This window comes from Acinetobacter portensis (assembly GCF_009372215.1).
In the GTDB taxonomy this organism is placed as follows: Bacteria; Pseudomonadota; Gammaproteobacteria; order Pseudomonadales; family Moraxellaceae; genus Acinetobacter; species Acinetobacter portensis.
On the sequence record NZ_LWRV01000030.1, the window covers coordinates 1 to 26,335 of the forward strand.

Annotated in this window: 23 protein-coding genes and 1 pseudogene; 8 read left to right on the forward strand and 16 right to left on the reverse strand. The window is 35.4% G+C overall.

What is annotated here, in order from left to right; all coding sequences use genetic code 11:
- Nucleotides 1-16: 16 nt before the first annotated feature.
- A pseudogene (locus tag A6M14_RS01105) lies at nt 17-1,747 on the forward strand (TonB-dependent receptor domain-containing protein); the annotation flags it as partial.
- A 110-nt stretch (nt 1,748-1,857) separates the two neighbouring features.
- Here the strand turns inward: A6M14_RS01105 and A6M14_RS01110 are convergent.
- Entirely contained in the window at nt 1,858-2,757 is a 900-nt protein-coding gene (locus A6M14_RS01110) for a LysR substrate-binding domain-containing protein (protein WP_152872928.1), read from the reverse strand.
- A gap of 126 nt (nt 2,758-2,883) precedes the next feature.
- Here A6M14_RS01110 and A6M14_RS01115 point away from each other — a divergent pair, with 126 nt between their 5' ends.
- The 4 genes from A6M14_RS01115 to A6M14_RS01130 all read left to right on the forward strand — a co-directional run bounded on the left by A6M14_RS01115 (nt 2,884) and on the right by A6M14_RS01130 (nt 6,553).
- On the forward strand, nt 2,884-3,588 hold the full coding sequence (locus A6M14_RS01115; protein WP_152872929.1) for an SDR family oxidoreductase: 705 nt from the start codon (nt 2,884-2,886) through the stop codon (nt 3,586-3,588).
- A gap of 268 nt (nt 3,589-3,856) precedes the next feature.
- Nucleotides 3,857-4,855, forward strand: a complete 999-nt coding sequence (locus tag A6M14_RS01120; protein ID WP_152872931.1) for a putative oxygenase MesX — start codon at nt 3,857-3,859, stop codon at nt 4,853-4,855.
- Nucleotides 4,856-4,897: 42 nt separating this feature from the next.
- A complete protein-coding gene (locus tag A6M14_RS01125; RefSeq protein ID WP_152872933.1) occupies nt 4,898-5,929 on the forward strand; it encodes a methionine synthase in 1,032 nt (343 codons plus the stop codon).
- Between the two features lie 129 nt (nt 5,930-6,058).
- Nucleotides 6,059-6,553: a flavin reductase gene (locus A6M14_RS01130; RefSeq protein WP_152872935.1), complete on the forward strand. Its 495-nt coding sequence runs from the start codon at nt 6,059-6,061 to the stop codon at nt 6,551-6,553.
- An 88-nt stretch (nt 6,554-6,641) separates the two neighbouring features.
- Here A6M14_RS01130 and A6M14_RS01135 read toward each other — a convergent pair whose 3' ends face one another.
- The 8 genes from A6M14_RS01135 to ybaK form a co-directional block, all read right to left on the reverse strand.
- Entirely contained in the window at nt 6,642-7,349 is a 708-nt protein-coding gene (locus A6M14_RS01135; protein ID WP_152872937.1) for a DUF1826 domain-containing protein, read from the reverse strand.
- Nucleotides 7,350-7,508: 159 nt separating this feature from the next.
- A complete protein-coding gene (locus A6M14_RS01140) occupies nt 7,509-7,742 on the reverse strand; it encodes a VF530 family protein (RefSeq protein ID WP_152872939.1) in 234 nt (77 codons plus the stop codon).
- Nucleotides 7,743-8,179: 437 nt separating this feature from the next.
- Entirely contained in the window at nt 8,180-8,782 is a 603-nt protein-coding gene (locus tag A6M14_RS01145) for a biliverdin-producing heme oxygenase (protein ID WP_152872941.1), read from the reverse strand.
- Nucleotides 8,783-8,843: 61 nt separating this feature from the next.
- A complete protein-coding gene (locus A6M14_RS01150) occupies nt 8,844-11,723 on the reverse strand; it encodes a TonB-dependent receptor (protein ID WP_152872943.1) in 2,880 nt (959 codons plus the stop codon).
- Between the two features lie 126 nt (nt 11,724-11,849).
- A complete protein-coding gene (locus tag A6M14_RS01155) occupies nt 11,850-12,821 on the reverse strand; it encodes a FecR family protein (RefSeq protein ID WP_152872945.1) in 972 nt (323 codons plus the stop codon).
- Nucleotides 12,822-12,929: 108 nt separating this feature from the next.
- The gene (locus A6M14_RS01165; RefSeq protein WP_152872949.1) at nt 12,930-13,337 is read right to left on the reverse strand and encodes a sigma-70 family RNA polymerase sigma factor; all 408 of its coding nucleotides are present in this window, start codon (nt 13,335-13,337) and stop codon (nt 12,930-12,932) included.
- 160 nt (nt 13,338-13,497) lie between these two features.
- On the reverse strand, nt 13,498-14,259 hold the full coding sequence (locus A6M14_RS01170) for an alpha/beta fold hydrolase (RefSeq protein ID WP_152872951.1): 762 nt from the start codon (nt 14,257-14,259) through the stop codon (nt 13,498-13,500).
- A 450-nt stretch (nt 14,260-14,709) separates the two neighbouring features.
- On the reverse strand, nt 14,710-15,177 hold the full coding sequence (gene ybaK / locus A6M14_RS01175; protein ID WP_152872953.1) for a Cys-tRNA(Pro) deacylase: 468 nt from the start codon (nt 15,175-15,177) through the stop codon (nt 14,710-14,712).
- Nucleotides 15,178-15,482: 305 nt separating this feature from the next.
- Between ybaK and A6M14_RS01180 the strand changes: the two genes are divergently transcribed.
- Nucleotides 15,483-15,941, forward strand: a complete 459-nt coding sequence (locus tag A6M14_RS01180) for a lytic transglycosylase domain-containing protein (RefSeq protein WP_152873007.1) — start codon at nt 15,483-15,485, stop codon at nt 15,939-15,941.
- A 67-nt stretch (nt 15,942-16,008) separates the two neighbouring features.
- Here the strand turns inward: A6M14_RS01180 and A6M14_RS01185 are convergent, their stop codons facing one another.
- The 5 genes from A6M14_RS01185 to argC all read right to left on the reverse strand — a co-directional run bounded on the left by A6M14_RS01185 (nt 16,009) and on the right by argC (nt 21,046).
- Entirely contained in the window at nt 16,009-16,362 is a 354-nt protein-coding gene (locus A6M14_RS01185) for a YnfA family protein (protein WP_152872955.1), read from the reverse strand.
- An 84-nt stretch (nt 16,363-16,446) separates the two neighbouring features.
- Nucleotides 16,447-18,723 (reverse strand): ATP-dependent Clp protease ATP-binding subunit ClpA, encoded by a 2,277-nt coding sequence (gene clpA / locus A6M14_RS01190; protein ID WP_152872957.1) that lies wholly within the window; start codon nt 18,721-18,723, stop codon nt 16,447-16,449.
- A 9-nt stretch (nt 18,724-18,732) separates the two neighbouring features.
- Entirely contained in the window at nt 18,733-19,149 is a 417-nt protein-coding gene (gene clpS / locus A6M14_RS01195; RefSeq protein WP_152872959.1) for an ATP-dependent Clp protease adapter ClpS, read from the reverse strand.
- A gap of 16 nt (nt 19,150-19,165) precedes the next feature.
- A complete protein-coding gene (locus A6M14_RS01200; RefSeq protein WP_152872961.1) occupies nt 19,166-19,918 on the reverse strand; it encodes a DUF6776 family protein in 753 nt (250 codons plus the stop codon).
- Between the two features lie 78 nt (nt 19,919-19,996).
- Nucleotides 19,997-21,046, reverse strand: a complete 1,050-nt coding sequence (gene argC, locus A6M14_RS01205; RefSeq protein WP_188110830.1) for an N-acetyl-gamma-glutamyl-phosphate reductase — start codon at nt 21,044-21,046, stop codon at nt 19,997-19,999.
- 340 nt (nt 21,047-21,386) lie between these two features.
- Here argC and A6M14_RS01210 point away from each other — a divergent pair, with 340 nt between their 5' ends.
- Complete coding sequence (locus A6M14_RS01210) at nt 21,387-23,171, forward strand: bifunctional diguanylate cyclase/phosphodiesterase (RefSeq protein ID WP_152872963.1); 1,785 nt, start codon at nt 21,387-21,389, stop codon at nt 23,169-23,171.
- 23 nt (nt 23,172-23,194) lie between these two features.
- On the opposite strand, the gene A6M14_RS01215 is transcribed toward A6M14_RS01210, so the two are convergent.
- Both A6M14_RS01215 and rpiA read right to left on the reverse strand, forming a co-directional pair.
- Nucleotides 23,195-23,878 carry a M48 family metallopeptidase gene (locus A6M14_RS01215; protein WP_152872965.1) on the reverse strand — a complete coding sequence of 228 codons (684 nt, stop codon included), beginning with the start codon at nt 23,876-23,878 and terminating at the stop codon, nt 23,195-23,197.
- A 125-nt stretch (nt 23,879-24,003) separates the two neighbouring features.
- Nucleotides 24,004-24,675, reverse strand: coding sequence for a ribose-5-phosphate isomerase RpiA (gene rpiA, locus A6M14_RS01220; protein ID WP_152872967.1), 672 nt, complete (start codon nt 24,673-24,675; stop codon nt 24,004-24,006).
- Nucleotides 24,676-24,781: 106 nt separating this feature from the next.
- Here rpiA and ilvA point away from each other — a divergent pair, with 106 nt between their 5' ends.
- Nucleotides 24,782-26,320 carry a threonine ammonia-lyase, biosynthetic gene (gene ilvA / locus A6M14_RS01225; protein ID WP_152872969.1) on the forward strand — a complete coding sequence of 513 codons (1,539 nt, stop codon included), beginning with the start codon at nt 24,782-24,784 and terminating at the stop codon, nt 26,318-26,320.
- Nucleotides 26,321-26,335: the final 15 nt, after the last annotated feature.

Sequence of the window (26,335 nt, forward strand, 5' to 3'; positions counted from 1 at the left end):
TCTGCTAGTCTAGAGCCTTAATATTATTACAAAACGTGCCAATAAAGAAAAACCACTTAGTTTTGAAACAAAACTAGGAATTACATCTGCTGATAATTTTCGTGGCGATAGTTTAGCGTATAACGTGGGTCAAACCATGTCCTTTAGTCAAGATCAGGTCGATGGCTTCTTCGGAATTGATTATACCCGTCGAGGTTCTCAGTTCGATGCTCAAGCTAATCGAATTTCATTAAGTCCTTGGCAAGGCAGCACTATGGATACAGATACAATTGATATAAATGGACGTTTGAATTTCAATTTAACTGATACACAAACTTTAAGTGTTGGTGCTCAGTACTATCAAGATAAACAAGATACAGATTACGGGCCAGATTATCGTTATATTGCAGATAAAACTCCACCATCACATCAAGCAATTAAAGGGTGGAATTTACCCAATCAACCCTTTACCAAGCGCTATGCGATTAACTCACAATATCAAAACCAAGATTTCTTGGGTCAAAACCTGAATATAGAAGCATATTATCGAAATGAAAAATCTCGATTTGTGCCTTATGGTTATTTAGCAGATGGTAAAACAGTCAAACAAAGTCAATCTAATGTCGATTTTGCAGGTATACGCAGTACGATTCAATCTGACTTTAAAATTGCAGATCGAGATTTAACATTAAATTACGGTCTAGATTATGATTGGGAAAAAGATCATCAATGGGCTGACTTATATATCGCTAATAATCAAGGTTTAGAATATATCCCTACAGGGCAAAAACAAGGACAGGGACCAGACACACAAATTCAAAATATTGGGACTTTTGTGCAAGGTGACTTTGCTTTAAATGATCAACTCAATATTCAAGCAGGTGTACGTTATCAATATGTGCAAGCAGATACAAAAGGCTATTTAACTGCACGTGACCCTGCAACTTGGATGCCTGCAGATTCAACCGATTCAGGAAAATTCCTATTTAATATTGGGTCTGTTTATAAAATTAATGATGAACAACAAATATATGCCAATTTTTCACAAGGCTTTAGCTATCCAGATGTGCAACGTGTATTACGTGATGTCGCAGCTTATACTCTAACAACATCGGGTATAGAACCCATTACAGTAAATAGTTATGAACTAGGTTGGCGTTTAGACCAGAATAAAGGGCTTAATTTAGGGCTTACAGGTTTTTATAATACCTCAGATAAAGTCGTTCAATTTAATTCTAACCGCTCTGTGAATGTTGTAGATACCGACCAACGGATTTATGGGCTAGAAGCAACAGCATCATATCCATTTCTTGAGAACTTTAAAGTAGGCGGAACTTTAGGTTATACACGTGGTCAATACAAAGATGCAGCCAAACAATGGCATGAACTTAATTCTTTTGTCGTATCGCCTGTAAAGGGAACGATTTTTGCTGAATGGGACAATAAAGAAGGTTCTGGTATTCGTGCACAAATGCAGGCAATTAAAGGCACTGACAAAGCGTATAACGATGACTTAAAATTAGATGAATTAGGTTTAGCAAAAAATGATAGTAATAGTGCAGCTAGAATTAGGGGGTATACCACTATGGATATCCTCGCACATTTTCCGATTGCAAAAGGTCGTGTAGATTTTGGTATTTACAATGTTTGGGATAAACAGTATCTATCTGTTTTTGCACAACAGGCAGCAATGACCAATGATAATGGTTTATTGCGTATTCCATCGGAAGGTCGAACATTTGCGCTAAGTTATACCATTAACTACTAACTAACATCTTAGGATTAGATTATTAGAGCTTCCCAATATTCTTTGGTTGGCTCTAATTTGTAAGCAGTTAAAAAATTTAGAGTGTTAAATCGTACAGCATAATATTTATCTTAATCATTATGATTGTCTACAAATTGAGAAACCAACCAATTATAAACTTTCATAAGGTTTTCAGTATTTGATGAATGACGAGGTGAAACTAAATAAAAGCCCGTTTCCATCTTTAAAGTATGCTCAACAACTTGAATCAGCTTTTTAGTTTGTAATTCCTCACGAATAAAAATTGGATTTACCAACGCAATTCCTTGTGCGGAAATTGCGGCATCAATCGCAAGAGTTGTTTGATTAAAGCGAATATTCTTAAGTGTGTTTAATGGTAATTCCACGTTAGATTTTTCTAAAAAAATAGACCATAAATTATGTGCATCGTGTAAGAAGGTATAGTTGAATAAATTATCTAAACTTAAGTATTGATTTTCTAACTTTACTAATTGCGGACTTGCAACAATAACAAAAGAATCTTGCAAAAGTAATGCTGTATTCAAACCTCCTCCCAATGGAGGGCTACCATAGCGTATTGCTAAATCTACACCGTCATTTTGAAAATGAGATATTTTTTCAGTTGCCAAAATTTGTAATTCAATATCAGGGTGCATCGCCGTGAAGTCGGCAAGCCTTGGGATTAACCATTTAGAAGCAAAAGTAGGTGTCGCACTAATGGTGATATGTTGCTTTTCATGGACAAAAGATTGAGTTGCTTCATGAATTAAAGCAAAAGCTTGATGGATACTATAAGCATAATTTCGCCCATTCGCTGTTAATGAAACACCTTTTGAATGCCTTTCGAATAGTTTTACACCTAACTCTTCTTCTAAACTGCGAATTTGTTGTGCAACAGCACTTTGTGTCACATTGAGTTCATTCGCTGCCAATTTAAAACTTAAATGTCGACTTGCTGACTCAAATGCTTTTAAAGCATTTAATGAAGGGAGTTTTTTTAGTATTTTCATAAATATATACAGTAGTTTTTCTACAGTTAAAACAAAGAGAATCTTGGGTAAAGAATAAAAACTAACATGCTATGCTGTTTTAAATAGAGCAATATATAACATTAATTGAATTTTAGGATAGCACACATGACTGTAGAAAAAGTAGCGTTAGTTATAGCAGGTGGTAGTGGCATGGGTGCAGCTGCTGCGCGTCAATTACATCAAGATGGCTTTCATGTAGGTATTCTTTCATCTTCTGGAAAGGGAGAGAAACTTGCAAAAGAGTTAAATGGTATTGGAATTACAGGCTCAAATCAGTCTACAGAAGATATCAAAAAGCTTGTTGAATTGGCATATCAAAAATGGGGACGTATTGATGTTTTAGTCAATAGTGCAGGGCACGGACCACGTGCGCCAATTCTAGAGATTACAGATGATCAGTGGCATTTAGGATTAGATACTTACTTCATGAATATTATTCGAGCAACTCGAATTGTCACTCCAATAATGGAAAAACAAAATTCAGGTGTGATTATTAATATTTCAAGTGCTTGGACTTTTGAACCAAGTGATATGTTCCCAACATCTGCTGTATTTCGCGCAGGTTTAGCTTCATTTACCAAAATATATGCAGATCAATATGCGGCAAAAAATATTCGAATGAATAACATTTTACCTGGTTGGATTGATAGTCTTCCTGAATCCGAAGATCGCCGTATATCTGTACCATTACAGAGATATGGTACCAGTGAAGAAATTGCAGCAACCGTAAGTTTTTTAGCATCTAAAGGTGCAGGATATATTACGGGACAGAATATCCGTGTTGATGGTGGCATTACACGTTCGGTTTAAAATACATACAAATATGATCAATCAATTCTAGTATTTTATGATTGTTTGATCATTAAAACTCCCCAAACCCATACATATAAAATAGGACCTAAATACAAATACTCAGTTTTATGCTTTATAAATTGATGATTAATCAAATCTAAAAACCACAAACATGAATATTACTCATCTTTTATTGAATTTATATCGTTTTACTCATCTTTTGATTCAAGCTTAAATAAGCTCATACAGAAATTTAGCTTTTTATAAAAATTTAGGGTGAATCTTCATGAGTAAGAAATTTGAGTGTTCAATTAAGCGTATTCGCTTTGATGAAAACTATGAGCCAGCAAATAATACACGTTTAACAACTAACTTTGCCAATTTGGCTCGTGGTGAAAGTCGCCAAGAAAATCTTCGTAGAACATTAGCGATGATCAATAATCGTTTCAATACTTTGGCAAGTGTTGATAATCCTAAAGCCGATCGTTATTCACTTGAAATTGACATCATTTCTGCTGAAATTGATATCGAAGGTAATGGTCAAACGTTTCCGTTCATTGAAATGCTGAAAAGTACCATTACAGATCACAAAACCAATGAACGTATTGAAGGCATGATTGGTAATAGCTTTTCATCTTATGTACGTGATTACGATTTTAGCGTCGTTTTATTGGAAAATGGCTTCAAAACAGGCGAAAAACCTGAAAACTTTGGTGATTTACACGGGAAACTTTATCAACATTTAGTAAATTCAGATGTGTTTAAAGCCGAATTTAGCAAACAACCTGTGATTTGTTTGAGTGTTTCAACATCTAAAACTTATTTCCGTACGGCAAATCTTCATCCTGTATTAGGTGTGGAGTATAAAAATGATGAACATTCACGTACAGACGACTATTTCGCAAAAATGGGTTTAAGCGTTCGTTATTTCAAACCTGAAAATGGTAATGCACCTTTAGCATTCTACTTTGCAGGCGATTTACTCCGTGATTATACCGATTTCGAATTAATCAGCGCGATCAGTACCATGGAAAGCTTTCAAAAAATTTATCGTCCTGAAATTTATAACAGCAATTCAGTTGCAGGCGTTGTGTATCAGCCAAGTTTGAGCTATCAAGATTATTCATTGACTCGAATTGTCTATGACCGTGAAGAGCGTGGTCAACTTGCAGTTAAACAAGGGAAGTGGACTGAGGAAAATTTCATCAAGCCTTATAACGACATCCTGAATAAATGGGCTGCAAACTTTAAAGTGAAAACAGCTCAGCAAGATCACGCTGCTTAATACATCACCGTTATTTACGAATTTAGAGAAAGAAGATTAGACATGGCAATTTTATTACCAACATCAACAGCAGGCAGCTTACCAAAACCATCTTGGCTTGCCGAACCTGAAAAGCTTTGGTCACCTTGGAAATTACAAGGCGATGAATTGTTAGAAGCAAAGCAAGATGCATTGCGTTTGTCATTACAAGAACAAGTACATGCTGGCATTGATATTGTGAGTGATGGCGAACAAACTCGTCAGCATTTTGTGACAACCTTTATTGAACACTTAGATGGCGTAGATTTTGAAAAGCGTGAAACGGTTCGAATTCGTAATCGTTATGATGCAAGTGTGCCATCGGTCGTTGGTGCGGTAAGCCGTCAAAAGCCTGTATTTGTTGAAGATGCTAAGTTTTTACGCAGCCAAACCAATCAACCAATTAAATGGGCGTTGCCTGGCCCAATGACTATGATTGATACGCTATATGATGGTCACTACAAAAGTCGTGAAAAATTGGCTTGGGAATTTGCAAAAATCCTTAATCAAGAAGCACGTGAATTAGAAGCTGCGGGTGTAGATATTATTCAGTTCGATGAACCTGCATTTAATGTGTTCTTCGATGAAGTGAATGATTGGGGTGTTGCAACATTAGAACGTGCACTTGAAGGCCTGAAATGTGAAACTGCTGTACATATTTGCTATGGCTACGGTATTAAAGCAAATACAGATTGGAAAAAGACTTTAGGCTCTGAATGGCGTCAATATGAAGAGGCATTTCCTAAACTACAACAATCTAAAATTGATATCGTATCTTTAGAATGCCAAAACTCACATGTACCAATGGATTTAATTGAGCTAATTCGTGGTAAAAAAGTGATGGTTGGCGCAATTGATGTTGCTTCTAATACTATTGAAACACCTGAAGAAGTCGCAAATACCTTACGTAAAGCACTTCAATTTGTAGATGCAGATAAACTTTATCCTTCAACAAACTGTGGTATGGCGCCATTATCTCGTCAAGTTGCACGTGGCAAGCTCAATGCTTTAAGTGCAGGCGCAGAAATTATTCGTCAAGAACTTGGTGCTCAGTAATAAATTTTTAGCTATCAATAGCACATGAGATATAAAAAACACCTTCAGCACATGCACCCATATGAGCAAATTGGGTGCGTTGCGAAACCAAAAAACGAGGGTTCAGATGTAGAACCTAGGAACAAAGTGATGATTCAAGCAACAGACTTTAAAAATGCAATGTCTTTATTAACAAGTGCCGTAAATGTTGTAACTACAGCAGGTACATCTGGTATGCATGGATTTACAGCTTCTGCAGTATGTAGTGTTACCGATACACCACCGACATTATTGGTCTGCATGAATCAATCATCACGTTCTCACATGCATTTTATTGAAAATGAAATTCTGACTGTGAATGTTTTGGGCGCACAACATGAGCAGATTTCTAATGCATTTGCATCGAGTAAATTCACTTCAGATCAGCGGTTTAAACTTGGTTCATGGACAACACTAGAAACTGGTTCGCCTGTTTTAAAAAATGCTTTAGCAAGTTTTGATTGTGAAATTGATCAAATTCAACAGATAGGAACTCATAGTATTTTTATGTGTCGTGTGGTTGCCATACAACAAAGCCAGCAGGAGCAAGCTTTGGTTTATTTTAACCGCGCTTATCATCAAGTTGGTCAATTAGAAAATGCTTAAATAAAACATAAAACCCATATAAAAATATGGGTTTTAATCACTCAAAAAATAGATAATTAATTGATTTAAATATAAAAATAATAAAAATTTAACAGATTAATAACAACCTATACTCACCATCATTTTCAATAGGCGCTCGATGAACACAAGGTAAAACTTGTTGTGTAGGATGATCAACCGCTAAACGCCATAAATGTCCTGTCGCTAAATTTGTAGGTTTGGCATTTGGTTTGGGTTGATAGTGTAAATCAAAAAAATACTCTTCTAAAAATTGATCAAATTCAGCATCTTGATCATTTTGTCCATCATATAAGTCTTTCAGTTTTTTTCTAATTTCAGGAATTAATATTTTTTGTTCAACTTGATCATTCGCAATAATATCGCTTGCAGCACCATAATATGTACATAAAAAAGTATCTGTTGCTATAGGCGAACGATCAACATGATATGAGTACACATCTGTTGAAATAAAATCGAGTTCATCATCACGTTCGTAACATTTAAGCAAATTCAAAGAAGGAGAGGCTCCAAAATCGGTTAAAAGCTGAATATCGCTTAAAATTATTTTTCGAGCTAAATTTCCATTTTCAGACAGATTTAACGCCAATAGATCTTCAATTGAAATCTCTGTGATATTTTCTTCTAATGAAAGTTTGCAAACAATCTCTTCGAAATCTCCAAACAAATTCCTTTGCCAGCAAATCGCATTATTTAATCCTTGAAATGTTGTATTAACCAATTCAGGGAAGTCATTCACGACTTTAATTTGAGGATTATCTAAAAATGGATTGTTCATGCAAAAATGGAAGATTCATAATATGTGTTTCATCATACACGCAGGTTTGTATAAATACAGCGTGATTAATCTACATCTAGGCGTTAGAACGTCTAAAAAGATAAATAATGAAAGAAACAATATTGAAGGAGAAATATCTGATGATGTGTAGTGTGCAGGCTAATTCTGTTTGGCTTTTTGGCGTAAGACATACAAATATAAGCTTTCTACTTTTTCACGTGCCCATGGTGTGGTACGTAAGAATCGCAATGATGATTTAACACTTGGATCTATGCAAAAACATCTAATTTCAATTTTATGACTTAAACCTTCAAAGCCACCGTAGTAATCTAATAATTCTTCTAAAATGTCAGCAAGTTTTTTGCCGTGTAAAGGGTCATTGGAGGTGTTCATAGTAGACAACCATATTGTGGGAGACCATTATTATAACCTGAGCTAGTTGGAAAATGAGAGCTTTGGAAGATGCATAAAGTATTTAAAATAATTAATAACTAGAAAGCTTTTTAATGTATGTATGGAATTCATGATTTAAATCTGCAATGTATTGTAGCAGTAGGTATATGAAGCTATTTTCCAGTATATTTTATTTAACATAATATACATTATACGAAATGAATCAAACTTAGAATTCTACATACTGAATACTATCGATTGTTCATTATTTTCTGTTGCTTGCACAAATATATCTGTTTAAAGCAAATAAGATGTCCGTGCTCACAGTTCGCATAAGTTGTTGTTTTGTTTTCAAACCAATATAAGTTATTTAGAATTAAAAAACTAAAGAACACTTCGAATGAAATATTCTTTAGTTTCTTATAACTTGTATCGTTCTATCTAAGTTTCTGAATGTTTTCTAATGCACGACCAAAATGTGCAAATCCTTGTAATGCTCCATCAACAATTTTATTCTGCTGATCTTGAGTAAAATCTGCCTGATCTAATGCTTGTTTAAATCTTTTCCATACACGCATACGACCTTCAGGATATGCAGCTAAATTACTAGCACCGAATGTTTCAGATAAACCTAGTTTACTTTGTGCCTCTTTGAACAAAAATGCAGCACCCAATGTAGAACCTTCAGAAACATAGATCCAACCCAATGCCTGTAAATAATCTACTGATTTTATGGAAGTTAAATCACTTTTACCTTTTGGAATCGCATCTAAATCCTTTAAATCTTTTAGTGCAGCTTCAGAACGGCCACGAATTTCTAAGTCAGGAATAAGCTTTGAAACTTCAGGATATGTATATAGATGCTCGATATCTTTTTGGAAATAATATTGTGATAAGGTAAATTTTATATAATTCTCTTTACTATCAAAGACTTTTGCTTGAGCCATTAAAACTTCCATTCGATCATGTTCATGCGATGTTTCCGCTTTTAATCGTGCTGAAATTGAGCAATCTGTTGCTGTGTTCTGTTGATGATTCATCTGTAATCCATCCAATTTTTAAGTGTATATTTCTATTTTTCGTACAATAAAACGCTAATCTTTAAAATTTCACGGTAAAACCTGCTTTAAATGTACGTCCTGGACTTGGCATAAAGCTTTGCGCTAAAGCATCTAAGTAATAACGGTTGGTAATGTTCTGTAAAGATGTATTTAAAGTCATGTTTTTGTTGAGCTTATAGCTAATAAATGCATCTAAAAGCGTTACAGATTGATATTCAATTTGCGGTGTTGTTGCACCTGTTTGCCACGGTTGATTAATGACTTCTGTAGGCCCAGACATATAGCTCACTCGCCCACCCACTGTTAATCTTTGATCTAAAAAGTGTTGTCCTAAAGTGAGATTTGCTGAAAATTTTGGTGGGTTTTGCGTGTTGCTATAAGAACCCATATAACTTCCAGCTGTGCAATTTGGCGTGTTATATGTTTTTTGATATTCCGATGCGGTTAAACGCAAATGTTGTGCAAATTTTGCATCACAGGTTTCAGTTTTCAAATAATAGGTTGCAGATAAGTCTGTAAAGAATCGATTGCTATTGTAGCTAGACTGAAACTCAAGCCCATTGGCTGAATAACTGCCTGCATTGGTCATATACATTGCACCAAATGTTTGTGAGTCATAATAACGCGTAATATAGCTTTTAATTTTCGTATCAAAATATGCAATTTTAAAAGATGCAGAATCATCTTGTGTAATGACATTATCAATACTTGTATTTGCACCAATTTCCCATACCCGTGAACGTTCTGGTTTTAGTCCAATAATAGGTGAAACTTGTTGCGTACCAAAGGTCGTTTCAAAAAGTGAAGGCATACGCAGACCTTCAGTATAGCTCGCATAAAGATTGGTTTGAGGCAAGATTTCATAATTAATACCAAACGCAGGTGCAAAGCCATGATCTTTAGATGACAGCGCTTCTTTATGACTAAAACCAACGACCATATTTGTCGTTTGCTCATCATATACAACAGAACCAACAGCGCCATATTCATTATATGGTGTGCCATCATACGGATTATTTGTATTACTAAAAACAATAGCATTATTTAAACGTGGATCTGTTGCATCGGTATAGTTTCCATTTTCATCTGGGAACCAATACATAGAATCGCCCCACTCACCTTCTTTTTTATAAGCTCTCACTTGCTTTGCTTTCATATTTTTACGAATGGCTTTGTATTCTTTATTTTTATCTTGTGAACTAAATTTCGAGAATTTTGTACCTGCCCAAATATTCAGTTTATCTACAGGGCTATAATTGAGTTGAGCATTCATGTTAAATGCTGTTCGAGATCCATCTCGCATCACTTTATTCATTTGGATATCTGACTCTGAAATCAGCACATTCTTTTGTGGGCTTATATTTTCATGTTGGAATGAGCTGCCAACACTCAAGCTAAATAAACCTAATTTAGATGGAAAATCAAAACGGTTAGAAATATCTCCTCCTATTCTTTCATTGTCCATTCGCACCCATGAACGATCACTCATATATTCCTGAGAACTTGGAGAAAAGAATGAGCCGTTTAATTGATCGCTTTTGGTTTGATTCCACCATGCATTTGCTTTTAGATGAATAAGATCGTTATTTTCTGGCTCTAAAACATAGCGTGCACTAAGCGTATCCATTTTAATTTCACCTAATGGATACTGATAAATACCTGCTGTACCACTACGGAAAATATCAGATGGCATAATTTCACCATATTTTCCATCAAAACGTCGGTAGCTTAACTCTAGTTCATGTCCTTCTTTAGGTCTTAATGTACCTTTTAAAAGCCAAGATTCAGTTTCAGCCGAAGTATTTAAAACTTCTTCTCCAGCAGCATATGATTGTGCAGTTGAATTTTGTTCAGAGCTTCCATCAAAAATACGGTAACGTTCAAGCCCATGTTTACCTGTAAAATAGTTACCTTGTTTACGTTTTGCATATGCCGCAACAATATCGAGTGTATCGCTTGTCCATGCAAATGCCGCTGTACCTGCTTTGGCACTATTATTTAAAAAATTACCTCGTCCACTATGCGGTATTTCCGTAAGTTCAACACCATCTGCTTTGTTTGTATTTTTATATGCAGGATTGACACTATTATCTAAAAATTCTCCTGTAATACGAACACCAGACTTTTGATCTGCTAATAAGATATCTTTTGCCTTTAAGGTAGACATTGCGACTGTTCCACCAATACCACCTGTAGGAGATGCAGCACCACTTGGACCTTTGGTAATATCAACTTGGCTGATTAAATCTGGATCAAAATAGCTTCGTTGTTGCGTTCCTCCATATCCTCTATAGGTATCTAAGGCTTGTTGAGATCCATCGACCGTTACGGCAATTCGACTTTGTCCCTGAATACCACGAATATTAATATCTACACCACCACCATTACGACTATCCCCAACTTGAACACCTGCAACACCTTTAAATAAATCACCTGCGGAAATATTTCCGTAACGGTCTATTTCTGCTCTAGATATTTGTGTTCCAGACTGAGTCGAAGAATTTGCCTTGGTATGAATGGACGGTAATACAACGTTACTTATATCCTTTTTTCCTGTGCTTAAATCTGTTTGCGGGCGAGCTATTTTAGCGATGACATAACCTTGAGTTGTTTTTTGGATATATAAACCATGCGGAGAAAGTAAGGCTTTAAACCCAGCATCTATACTAAAACTTCCTTTTAAGCCTTTGCTCTGTAAATGTTGAATTTGTATAGGATCAAATGCAAATACAATTCTAGATTGTGCACTAAACAATGAAATTGCCCGATCTAAGGACATTGCAGGAATATTATAGTTATATGTAAGTGTTTCTTTCGCATTGACTGTTTGTGTTATGGCAATACTAGATGTTGCTATAACACCTAAAAATATTGCCTGATGTATTGCAAGTGCCAAAGGACGTGCAAAGAACTGTTTCATTTTCTAGAACCTTATTCGTTATTAACGCAATAGCAGAATTGATATAAAAATCTATTGCTCTTATAAGGCTTAATCCGTGAAAACAAAAAAAGTATCATTTATTTTCCGTTTATTTTAACCTGAATGTTAAATCGTCTTTTTAATCAAAAGCTTATTTCCAAAAATATTTTTCTTAATCTCTAACCCATAAGTATCTTCTAACAACGTAATTAATCGCTCTAAATCATTCATTGGATATGTACCTGAAATTTTGAGTTCTGCTTGATGACTTAATGTCGTATCCGCTTCTACTTTTAGACCATAATTTTTTTCAATAACTTTACTAAATTCGGCTAAATTCATTCGATCAACCATCATCAAACTATGACGCCACAACATGTTTTCTATATTTATTTTTTGTTTTGGGTAAAACTGTGTTTTATTAAAATCCATGGAATAACCAGTCTCTAACTTAATTTTTTGATTGGTACTTTGTGTTGTCGCTTCTACGCTATGTTGAGTCACAGAAAGCGTTGTAAACTCATTTTCTTGACGTACATCAAATGCTGTTCCAAGCGCTAACATCGCACCATCTTTATTCAAAACAGTAAATGGACGATGTTTCTCATCTTTGCCTGTTTCCACATAAATCTCACCAAATTTTAAAATAATATTCCGTTGTTTTTCGCCGTATTGAACATCAATAGCTGTTTTACTATTTAAATGAATTTTCGTTCCATCATTTAATAAAATCTCTTTTTGCTCGCCATAAGTAGTACTATAATCAGATGTCCACGCTTGTTCATGAGCAAAGTAAATAGATGCTATAACAACACTACATATCATAATAAGCATTAAATTAAGCGGTAAAATTTGAGTTATTTTTTGATGAGTTAATAGATCTCTTGCAATACTTTTAGGGATTTGTTCTGTATTTTGTTTTAATTTATTTTGAACATTTTCTATTTTTTGCCAATTTTTTTGATGTTGAATACTTAAATTTTTCCATTGTTCAAATTCTATTTTTTGCGTTTCACTTAAACCATTTTCATCCATCAACAAGAGCCAATCTAATGCTTGTTCGAGAATAATCGAATCATCTTTTTCCTTAATATTCATTCAATACAATCCAGACTCAGCTCTTAATCAACTTCAAAAACATGCATACAACTGAGCAATATTTTTTTAATATCTCGTTTTACCGTAATTAATGAAACATCAAGTTTTTCAGCAATAGATGAATACGTTAGCCCCCTCAATCTTCCATAAAATAAAAACATTCTTTGTTCTATCATCGAGGTTATTGAGCAACTGCGTTAGCTCTAATAATGCTTGAATCACAATTAACTCTTGTTCTGGAGATGGATGACTTTCAACATCCATTAAAGAAAGGCTTTCTTGATAGGCTTGTTCTATATTTTTGCGTTGCCACCATTTATTCGCTAAATTTCTAGCAATTGTAGTGAGTAATGCCCGAGGATGGTCATAGCTGTAACGATCATAATGTTGAATAATTTTGATAAAAGTATCATGCGCTAAATCTGCAGCCAAAGCATCTTGTTGTAATCTACGAGATAGCCAATCATGTAACCAGTCATGATGGTGTCTATACAGAGATTCTACGGAATTAGGCATATGGTATTATTGCAAATGATAATTATTATCAATAATACCTAGTATTGCCTCAATATACAAACCCATAACTACACTTTTTATAACCGTTAGGGTTATGCATAAATATTAATTAAAGCTTATAAGCTTGTAATTTCAAATATATAGCAAAATAAAATCATTCTTAATTTAAGAATGATTTTATTAAAACTAAAACTTCAGCTGTTTTTTCAGCGTGTAGCCAGTGCCCTGCGCCGTCAACAGTTTCAATTTTAGCATTTGGAAATTGTTGCTGAACAGCTTCAACATGGATGTCTTTTTTCAGATAAGGTGATGCGCCACCACGAATAAACAGAGCTGAAGTTTCACAGCAGATATTTTCCCATGCAAGAATTTCAGAATAATGCTCATATAATGTATTTACATTAAATAAGAATTTACCCTTATTAAAAGATTTCATTAAAAATTGAATCACCATTTCTTCAGATAAAATTTCACGCATAATAAGCAAAGCTTCTGGTCGTGAAGAAATATGAGCATTTTCAACAGCCATTAAAGCTTTAAAAACAGAATCATGATGACTTTCTTGATATGCGAAAGGTGTCATATCTAACACAATTAATTTTTGAAGACGATCTTTTGCAAAATCTGCCAATTTCATGGCAATTTTTCCGCCCATAGAATGCCCTACAACATTAAAGTTATGAACGGCTAAATGATCTAATGTTTCTAAAACATCTTGAGCCATTAAGACATAATTCATTTCACTTGAATGTTCAGACTTACCATGATTACGAACATCTATTTGAACAACATGATGTGTTTCTAAAAATGCCCTTGCTAGCATTCCCAAATTACTTAAACTTCCAAATAAACCATGTATAAATACAATTGTTTCAGACTCATTTGTTTTTGGGTTTTTATGAAATTCATAATTTAGTATCATGATTTAAATAGGTCTAAGAAAATTAAATTGATTTTAATTATAGTTGATATTTGGTGCGATTTCTTTCAAAAAATATTTCCTGCTTAGGCTATTTATAACAACACTATCAATACTTCCTTTTCTCTTTTAGAGCTTATTACCTCTCTTTATTTCATTTTGAAAAACGCTGCTATCTTTCTATTTTTTGGGAATTTAATGGTTATATATTTTTAAAATTGCTTAGGCTATTTTGTTAGGTTCATTATAATTAGTGCTCTTTTAAAGGGTAAACAATAGATTTTTTATGTAATAAAACTAACCAATATCACAATTTCACGAGATATATCCCCGAGGATTTTCTATCAACCGTAAATTACTTTAAAGTTCAACTAAATAAGAGCTAATATTTAATCAAATAAAAGGCTTAATTGATTACAATCAAACTAAGCCTTATTCCCCTACTTTCATTGGTTATACATCTAGAATTTCTGCAAAGGTTGCACCTAATACTTTTGCTAAATCTTGCGGATTTAAACCAATATCTAGACCACGCTTTCCGCCACTTACATACATTTTATTTAAAGTTTCTGCCGTGGAATCAATCACTGTTTTTAAGCGTTTTTTCTGCCCTACGGGACTAATCCCACCGACCAAATATCCTGTTAAACGTTCTGCATCTTTCGGGTCTGCCATATGCAGTTTTTTACACCCCAACGCACTCGCAACTTTCTTTAAATTTAGTTGATGATTCACAGGTAATACCGCAACAAAATAGGCTTTATCATCGGTCACCATTAAAGTTTTAAAAACTTCGTTTACATCTAGCCTCAATTTTTCGGCAGCTTCTAAACCAAAACTTTTGGCATTTTGGTCATGTTCATACTCATGAATACTATATTCAATTTTGTTTGATTTTAAGATCTTACATGCAGGTGTCATTGGTTATTCAATCACAAATCATCATGATATGAATTATATGCCTTTTAAAAAAGGATGTTAATTTGTATGAATCCTATTTTAGTAAAATTCCTGTAAACAAACGCTATAAAATCGTTGCGAATATACTCTTGACGCTTAATGCATGCTTTACTTATATTCGATGCAATATTTTGTCTGAGTTGGTTTGTATTTTGTTGACTTTAAAAAGCGTTAATTTTATTCGTAAAATAACAAAATCTGATATTTTCAAAATTGCAGGAATTTCTATTACTGCGCTTTTATTTACAGGGTGTTCATCTTTAGGTATGGGCTCTGTAGAAAAACGTGCCACAAAATTATCTGCTGGTATTCAACGCGCATATTCTGTAAATCCAACTACGGCAAATCGTGTATCGCCTATTATTGTGGCGACAGCAGATCGCTACGATATGGATCCCCTCCTTATTGCGGCCCTTATTCGCCAAGAATCTTCTTATCGTCCTACTGTGGTTTCAAATGCAAGCGCAGTGGGTTTAACTCAAATAATTCCTCGCTTTTGGCAACAAACTTGCCCAGGTGATTTATTTGATGAAACAGCCAATGTAAATTGTGGTACTTATATTCTAAAAAAATATGAAGCATCAGCAGGAAGTATGCCTAAAGCTCTGGCTTATTATAATGTTGGGCCAACAGGCTATAACACCAACCGACAAATGAAGAAACAAGGCAAACGCTACGCAAAACAAGTGAAACAGCATAGAAAAGACTTAAAACACGCACTTTAATTTTGCTCGTGTGATGATAAAAAAGGATGTATATATGCATCCTTTTTATCTTTCATTGACTTAAGATTTAGCGAATAAGCCCTTGTGGCTGTAAGATAATCATTGCAGCGCCAATAATCACCACTAATCCGCCCATTATATCCCAACGGCTTAAACTCACTTGATCTACATATTTAAGCCACATGAGTGCGGTAAAAATATAAATCCCACCATAAGCAGCATAAATTCGACCCGAAGCGGCAGGATGCAAGGTCAATAACCAAACAAACACGGCGAGACTGAATAGCGTTGGAATCCACAACCAATGGCTTTTCCCTTGATTCAAAATTAAATACGGGAAATAGCATCCGAGTATTTCAGCAATAGCGGTAATAAAAAACAAAAAAAATGTAGTGATTATCTTTGTGATCTGAATATCCATCAATCTACTCACAACAACGACTTTTAAGGTTCTAATAAAAAAATAACCCGTGCTGACACGAGTTATTTTCATCATTTATAGATTTTAAGCAGGTTCTGCTGTTTCATCTTCAAAAACAGCTAGTTTCAAACCAACTGCTTTGCCTTTTTCTTTTTTAACCGTAACTGAAACATTACCGCCATTTTCGGCCAATTCACCAAACAAAATCATTTCAGCTAAAGGCTTTTTCAAATGCTCTTGGATAAGACGTTGCATCGGTCTTGCACCCATTAAACGGTCATAACCATTTTCAGCTAACCAAGCACGTGCAGCTTTCCCAACTTCAAGTATCACTTTTTTCTCATCAAGTTGCGCTTGAAGCTCTGTAAGGAATTTATCTACTACGTTTTCAATAACAGTTGTTGGCAATGCTTTAAACTGAATAACGCTGTCTAAACGGTTACGGAATTCAGGCGAGAATGCTTTTTTCATTCCATCTTGATTGTCATTACTATTGTCTTGTTCCATGAAACCAATATTCGTACGTGAAATACTCTCTGCACCAATATTTGTTGTTAAAACAAGAACAACATTACGGAAATCTGACTTACGACCATTATTATCGGTTAATGAGCCATGATCCATAATTTGCAGTAATAGATTAAACACATCTGGATGTGCTTTCTCAATTTCATCAAGCAATAATACACAATGCGGATTTTTATGAATCGCATCTGTTAGCAAACCACCTTGGTCAAATCCAACATAACCCGGAGGCGCACCAATTAAACGAGATACGGCGTGACGTTCCATATATTCAGACATATCGAAACGTACAAGCTCTACACCTAACAACTTCGCAAGCTGTTTAGTAACTTCTGTTTTACCTACACCTGTTGGGCCTGCAAAGACAAAGCTACCTACAGGCTTATCTGGTGCTTTTAAGCCCGCACGAGAAAGCTTGATGGCAGATGCGAGTGCAACAATGGCATCATCTTGACCAAACACAACGCGTTTAAGATCACGCTCAAGATTACCCAATACAGTCTTATCATCTTTAGATACTGTTTTTGCAGGGATACGTGCAATTTTAGACACAATATCTTCTACGTTTTCTACAGTAATTAAAGTATCGTCTTGTTCTGCTTTTAAACGACGTTGCGCACCTGCTTCATCAATCACATCAATGGCTTTATCAGGCAAGAAACGATCATTGATGAATTTGGCAGAAAGCTCTACAGCCGTTACTAATGCTCTATCATCATATTTAACGTGATGGAATTCTTCAAACTTAGATTTCAAGCCACGTAGAATATCAATGGTTTCTGAAATAGAAGGTTCATTCACATCAATTTTTTGGAAACGACGCGACAATGCATGATCTTTTTCAAAAACTTGGCGATATTCTTGGAATGTTGTTGAACCAATGCAACGTAAACTACCATTAGATAGCGCAGGCTTAATTAAGTTTGATGCATCCATTGTGCTGCCCATACTAGAGCCTGCACCAATAATCATGTGAATTTCATCAATAAACAAAATTGCTTCTGGTTTTTTCTTTAAAGCATTTAATAATTGTTTTAAACGCTTTTCAAAATCACCACGATATTTTGTTCCTGCAACCAATGCACCAATATCTAAACTAAAGACTTCTGCATTTTCTAAAGGCTTTGGTGCTTTACCATTCACAATTAACCAAGCCAAACCTTCTGCAATCGAAGTTTTTCCTACACCTGGGTCACCAACAAGCAAAGGATTGTTCTTACGGCGACGACATAAAATTTGCGCTGCACGTTCAATTTCCTTTTCACGACCAATTAAAGGATCAGTTTTACCCTTTTGCGCTTCTTGGTTTAAGTTAACCGTATATAGCTCTAAAGGCCCTGCATTAGAAGATGATAGTTGTTCACCATCTAAATCTTCGACTTCTTCCTCTGCATGCTCTTCTTGTTTATGTGCACCATGAGAAAGATACTGCGTTAATGTAAGACGGTTAATTTGATGACGTTTTAATAGATATACCGCAAAAGTATCGCGTTCTGAGTACATAGCAACAAGAACATCGGCACCCTCAACGGTACGATCTCCACCACTCGACTGAACATGAAAAATTGCACGTTGTAAAATACGATCAAAACTTTCTGTCGGATGCGGTGCTAAGTCACTATCTTCAGATAATTTAGGCGTGTTTTGTTCTGCAAATTCTTCTAGTTCTTTACGCAGTACAATAATATCTGCACCACATGCTTTTAGAGCATTTACCGCAGAATCGTTATCTAATAATGCCAATAACAAATGTTCAACTGTCAGAAACTCATGTCTCTTTTGACGAGCCATGCTAACAGCCAAACGTAATGATACTTCTAGTTGTCGACTTAGCATGTGATCCCCTTAATTTTTAGGCTCTATCTGACAAAGTAAAGGATGACCTTGTGATCGAGCGTAATTATTGACTTGGTTCGCTTTTGTTTCCGCAATGTCTCTTGGATAGACGCCAGCAACACCTTTACCTTCGTAATGTACAGTTAGCATTACTTGAGTAGCTTGGTCAAGATTCATTGCGAATTTTTCTTGTAAAATTTCAATAACAAAGTCCATTGGTGTGTAATCGTCATTCAAAAGAAGTACAACATACATTGGCGGACGTTTAAATTCGGGCGGTGCAGTTTGCACAACTGTATCGCCTTCTTCCTCATAATTCCCATCTTGCATATTCGTACGAATATCTAAGTGCCAATCGATTAAGCCCGATTGAGAGAATCCATTCTTAATTTCAGTCAAACACAGTTGACGCTTTAAATTACTCATATTTAATTTGAATACACTATTGAGCAGTTGCTTTGACTTGTGGAATATCTGCTATAGACGTTGATACAGCATCTACAGGTTTTCCTCTTACCCAACTAAAACGTTTAATAATAGGTGCCAACCCTGTACCAGTAATACGCGCTTCAATGAACTGCGGTGTAAAACCTTTAGGTAATGTCCAACGTCCTGTTAAACGCTCGAAGTTATCAAAGTTAAAGTTTGCTTTTTCCATTGGAATCACAAGTACTTCAGAACCTCGAATAACACGCAATTCTACATTCCCAGACGTCATACTTTTAGATGGGCTGACTTGAACTAAATCGAGCTGATATTCATATGAGTTATCAGCCAATGGCTTAACACCTAAGTTTTGAACGGTCAGGCTTAATCCACCACGTTGTCTTAATACTTCACGGTAAATTGTTAACATACCATCCGATTGAACTTTATCGGCCTTTGCTTGAGTAACAGCAGCAAATAAATCATTTGAGTTACTCACAGCAACATCACGTTCCTGAACAGCAGCATTCAATGATTTATTTAAGGTTTCTAAGCGATCTTTTTGTAACCCTACCACTTCTACAAGCTGTTGAGCATCCGCATCATAACCAGACACTGTTAAACCTTGACGATGCCCAACGCTATAGCCTAAAAAGCCACTGCCTAAAATCAATACCGCAGCACCGACAACAAGTGGCATATTGCCTTGTAAATGCAGTTTATTTGACTTTAATTGTTTTTCTTCAGTCTTAGATTCAATGTTGCTCATCGTCATCTCTTTTAAAATGTTTTTCAAAGCACAGATTTAATTCGAAAAAATGCCGTCTGTGTAGTTGAAAAGCGTTACTTATGGTAATAACCCAATAACATCTAAACCTGCATTTTCAGCAAAGTTAAACATTAAGTTCATATTTTGAACAGCCTGACCTGCTGCACCTTTCACTAAGTTATCTTGTACAACCAAAATCACTAGTTTTTGTGGATGAGGTTTGTATAGTGCAATACGTAATTGATTCGCACCACGTACAGAACGAGTTTCAGGTGAGCTTCCTGCAGGCATTACATCTACAAATTGTTCATTGGCGTAGAACTGCTCATACAAACTTTGTAAATCTGCTGTTTGACCTGCTTCTGTTAAATCAATATAAATGGTACTGAACATTCCGCGAATCATTGGAACTAAATGCGGAACAAAGAGAATATGATCAAACACACCTTTTTGCCCTGAAATATTTTCCAAAGCTTCTACAATTTCAGGATGATGACGGTGACCTGCAACGCCATAAGCTTTAAAGTTATCTGCATTTTCAGAATAGATCATGCCTAAGCTTGCTTTACGCCCTGCACCAGACACACCCGATTTAGCATCGATAATAATACTTTCAGGTTTCACTAAAGCTTCAGTTGCTTTTAATACAGGCGCTAAACCCAATTGAACCGTTGTTGGGTAACAACCTGGGTTACCAATTACATTCGCTTGTTTAATTTTCTCACGGTTTAATTCAGACAAACCATAGGCAGATGCTTTTAACACATCTGGACATGCATGTTCTAAACCATACCATTTTTCAAATTGAGCTAAATCTTGCAATCTAAAGTCTGCTGCAAGGTCAATGACCTTAGTATTTGCAGCCAAAAGATCTTCTGCATGTTTCATTGCTACACCATGTGGCGTTGCAAAGAAAACAACATCGCATTTTTTTAATTCTTGAATGTCTAAATCTGAATATTTAAGCTCTGTTTGCCCACGTAAACTTGGGAACATGTCATCTACACGGCGACCAGCTTCAGTACGAGACGTTAAAACAGTGACCTGCACATTTGGATGACGCAATAAAAGACGTAATAATTCAACGCCTGTATAACCTGTTCCACCAACAATCCCGACAGAAATCACGCTAGCTACCTCAATTTAAATAAATTATTGATATGTTCGTTGCTTAGTATGGCAGGGTTTAAAAACTTTCTGAACAATTTTGAACGAGTTTGTTGATTTTTTAACTCTTTTATAGCATTGTCCTTATGTGATTCACATAATTTTTCACGAGAATTTAAAAGCCAAATATACAAATTTTGTGTATATTAAGCATCATTATTTTACATGATTATGAATAAGTTCAAGACTTATACAATGCTAAACAAGTCATATTTAAATATAAACTTAATGATTAAAAATACTAAATTTTATACGTGGAACTCTTTAGTTTCACAAGTACTTCGAATAGGGTCGAAACATAGTGCGTACACCAAATAAAACAATAGATCAAAGCAACACAGATCCCCAAACAACGCTACCGCCTATTCATTACTCTACTTCAGAGCAAAGCTTGCATATATTAGATCAAATGCCTAATTTCGCCTTGATTATCAAATCCAATAATATCCATATAAATCAAGAATTTCGAAAATTTTTAAAGCAAGAAAAGTCAGATCTAAAGCTTCAAGATGTTTTAGAAGCATTTCATCCTGAAGATGCTGTTAAATTTAGTGAATTACTTAATAGTAAAATACCTCGACCTGAAAGCATTCAACAACAATATCGAATTAAAAATAACAACAATGAATATCAATGGTTTCTTATACAAGCCAAAGCAAACTTAAATGATTCTAAAACGCTAGATTGGTTTATTACGCTAATTAACGTACAAGAACATTATCAATCTCATAAAGATATATTAATGCAGCTCAAGACTCAAAAGGAAATGAGCAACCAAGTTAAAAATGCATTACGCATTTCGAATGAGACAGATGAACTTACAGGTTTACTCAATCGATATGGTTTAAAAGCCAATGTACAAAGTCTCTTTAAAAGTAATAAAAACAGCTATGGGCATATTGGATTATTTCTTATCGGTTTAGATCATTTTAAAAATATTAATGATACCCAAGGTTACACAGCAGGTGATTTTATCCTTAAAAGTTTTGCTAAAAGATTAAAAAAAGAATTCCAAGATCAAAGCATTCTTGCTCGACTAGGCAGTGACGAATTTGCAGTTGTTTATTACGGCATACAAGATATTGATACTTTTAGCCATATTGGAAACAAAATACTCAATTTGATGAATGAACCTTATGACTATAACGGTAAAATGCTGAGTAGCAGCATGAGTATTGGATCTGCCATTTTCCCACAAGATGCAGATAACTTTTCAAACTTATTGCAATGTGCAGATACAGCACTAAGTGACCTAAAAACACGTGGTCGTGGCGGAATACAATATTTTAACGAAAATATGTTTAATATCACGCGTAATAAAGCCATTCAAATAGAAACGGCACGGCGTATTCTTCGTGAAAATACAATTACACCGTATTATCAACCTAAAATTGAGCTATCGACGTTAAAAGTGATTGGCTTGGAAGCTTTACTACGCTGGTATTGTCCCGAAACAAAAACAATCTTTAGTCCCGAAACAATTACCGAAGCTTTTGATGATTTTGAGCTATCGACCAAAATTAGCGCAAATATGCAAAATAAAATTTTTGCCGATATTAAAAAATGGCAATCATCAGGTAAAAAAATTATTCCTGTTGCTATTAATGCATCGCCTGTGGAGTTTTTTAGAGATAATTACGCAGAAACACTACTGCAACGCATTCAAGATGCAGACATTTCCCCTCAGCATATTGAAATAGAAATCACAGAACATTTATTTTCAGATCGTAGTGCAGGTTACGTAATTCGTGCACTCAAAAAACTGCAAGAAGCAGGAATTCTTATTTCACTTGATGATTTTGGTACAGGTCATTCATCTTTAACGCATTTACGTGACCTGCCCGTAGACAGTATTAAAATAGACTATAGCTTTATTTCTAAAATTGTTGAGAAAAAACCTATTGCCGCAATTGTCGAAGGTATTGTGAAATTAGGACCTCTTTTAGGCATGAATGTTATTGCTGAAGGCATTGAGAACCAAAAACAACTCGATATGCTCATAAAAATGGGTTGCCCTCAGGGACAAGGCTTTTTATTTAAAGATGCGATTACGAGTGAAGAAGTTGAAAAGAAGTTAGAGGAGTAAAAAATCTAACGAATGTATAAAACTTAAATACTATTCCACCAATACGGCGTTGGCATTTTCTTCAATACGTTTTGATTTTGTTGAAAATCTACATCGTGCTTATGTACCAACTGCCAAAAATGCGCACTATGGTTAAAATGAACCGTATGCGCAAGTTCATGAACACAGACATAACGTACAACGTCTTTGCTATATAAAACCAAAGCACTGTTCAGCATAATTTTTTGTTGTGCTGAACAACTTCCCCATCTTGTCTTTGGTTGTCTAATACTGCATTCAGTAAATTTAAGCCCTATTTCCGCACTTACGCTATTTAAATACTTCGGTAGTTGTTCTTTGGCATATTCAATAACAAAAGCTTTTAAATACTTTTCAGGTGTGCGATCACTTATCTTTAAAATCATATTTTCAACATCAAAAATAAAATTATTTTTCTGCGTTAAATATTCAATTTGAATTGGCTGAGTTAAATTAAATAATTGAATTTCTGTAGGTCGAGCTCTATCTACATGAACAATATTTTGTTGTTGTGCTTGCCATGTTTTAAGCAACCAAGCTTCAGACTGATCTATAAAATTTTGGATTTGCTTTTTTGTGCAAAAAACTGGGGCAGTTAAACGAATACGTGTGGGTTCAACACGAAGTCTTAGCCGTGTAGATCGAATATTGCGTGTAATTTGAATTTCAGGTAAATCAGATAATGTCATTTTTGTTCTTTTCTTATTTAAATCCCCCTTGCGCAGCAATGCTGCTCACCTTTGGTAAAGGAGGGAGTAAAAGTCCCTCTTTATTAAGAGGGACTTAGGGAGATTATCTCTTTAATAAGTTAAAATTAAACTGCAGTACGTTCTTCAATACCGTTATCTGTTGCAACAATCGCAATATCAGCTTTGTTTAATGCAAAAATACCGTTACATACAACACCAGGAATATCATTTAAGGTTCTTTCAAGCTCTAGTGCATTTAAGATATTTAAATTATAAACATCTAAAATAACATTACCGTTATCTGTCACTACGCCTTCACGGTATACAGGGTCACCGCCTAAAGCAACAATTTTGCGAGCTACGGCAGAACGCGCCATTGGAATTACTTCTACAGGAAGTGGAAATTCACGGCTTAATTGTTCAACCCATTTTGAATCATCTACGATACACACGAATTTCTTCGCAATTGAAGCCACAATTTTTTCACGTGTAAGTGCAGCACCACCGCCTTTTACCATATGCATGTGCCGATCAATTTCATCTGCGCCATCTACGTAAGCATCTAAACCGCCCACGCTATTCATATCAACAACTTCAATACCTAGTTTTTTAAGACGTTGTGCAGTTGCTTCAGAACTTGCAACGGCTGCTTCTAATTGAAGTTCAGGTAAAAGATCAATTAAAAAATTAACAGTACTACCCGTACCAACGCCTAAAATGCCACCTTTTGGTAAGTGTTTTAAAGCAGCTTTTGCCGCGGCTTGCTTTTTCTCATCTTGGGTTGCATATAGACTCATTACATTACTCAACTATTTTCGACATTTGTTGCTGATTTTACAGCCTAAATGTATTTGGGTTTGTTACAATAAGCGCCTATTTTAAACTGTTAGATGGAAAATTAACATGCTGTCTCGTTTGGTTCGACAAATATTACAAGCAACCGTATACGATGTTGCAATCGAAACCCCACTCGAAGCAGCGCCACGAATTAGTGAAAAGCTAAATAATAATATTCGCTTTAAGCGCGAAGACTTACAACCTGTCTTTTCTTTCAAGCTACGCGGTGCCTATAACCGTATTAGTCAGTTACCGAAATCTCAGTTAGAACGTGGCGTTATTACTGCTTCAGCAGGTAACCATGCACAAGGCGTGGCATTATCTGGTCAAAAGTTAGGAATTCGCGCCATTATCGTGATGCCAAAAACCACACCAGACATTAAAGTCCAAGCGGTTAAACGCTTAGGTGGTGAAGTTGTATTACATGGCGATTCATTTGATGTAGCCAATAAATACGCAATTGCACGTGCAGCCGAAGATGGTATGACTTTTATTCCACCGTATGACGATGAGCTCGTTATGGCAGGACAAGGCACCATTGGTAATGAAATTTTACGTCAATGGCGTGATGTAGATTATGTATTCGTTGCTGTTGGCGGTGGCGGTTTAATTGCAGGTGTTGCAGCTTACTTAGGTGATGTTGCACCACATGTAAAAGTCATTCCTGTTGAATATGATGAATCTGCATGTTTAAAAGCAGCACTTGAAGCAAATGAACGTGTAATTTTACCTGCTGTTGGTTTATTTGCCGATGGTACAGCGGTTGCACAAATTGGTGAAAAACCATTTGACGTGATTCGCCTACAAAAATCAGATAACTCAGGGCCAATTGTTGAGCCAAATGTTGTATTGGTAAATACAGATGAAATTTGTGCTGCAATTAAAGATACTTATGATGAATGTCGTAGCATTGTTGAACCATCAGGTGCAATGGCTTTAGCAGGTATTAAAAAATACGTTGCAGAACATGGCTTAGAAGGCAAAAACTTAGTCTCTATTGTTTGCGGTGCAAACATGAACTTTGACCGTTTACGCTATATTGCAGAACGTACAGAGCTTGGTGAACGCAAAGAAGCCATTTTTGCAGTGACGATTCCTGAAGAAAAAGGCTCATTCCTGAATTTCTGCCGTGCTTTACAAGGCCGTAATATTACCGAGTTTAACTACCGTGCAAGCCATGCAACAGCGGCACAAGTGTTTGTGGGTATTAGTCTTAAAGCTGGTGAAAAAGAACGCCAAGATATTTATGAAGCATTAAAACTTCAATTTGATGTAGATGATTTGTCTGATGATGAAGTTGCTAAGCTACATATTCGTTATTTAATTGGCGGTCATGCAGATTTAGAAAATGAACGTTTATTCCGTGTAGAGTTCCCTGAACGTCCAGGTGCACTACTTACTTTCTTAGAGCGTTTAGGGCCAACACATAACATTACACTTTTCCATTACCGTAACCACGGTGCCGCGGAAGGTCGCGTTTTAGTTGGTTTAGAAGCTTCTGATGCGAAACAAAATCCCGATGGTTTAATTGAAACATTAGAAAGTATTACTTATCCATATGATGAAATTACCAATAACTTAGGTTATCAACGTTTCTTGAAATAAGTTTTTTATCTTTTC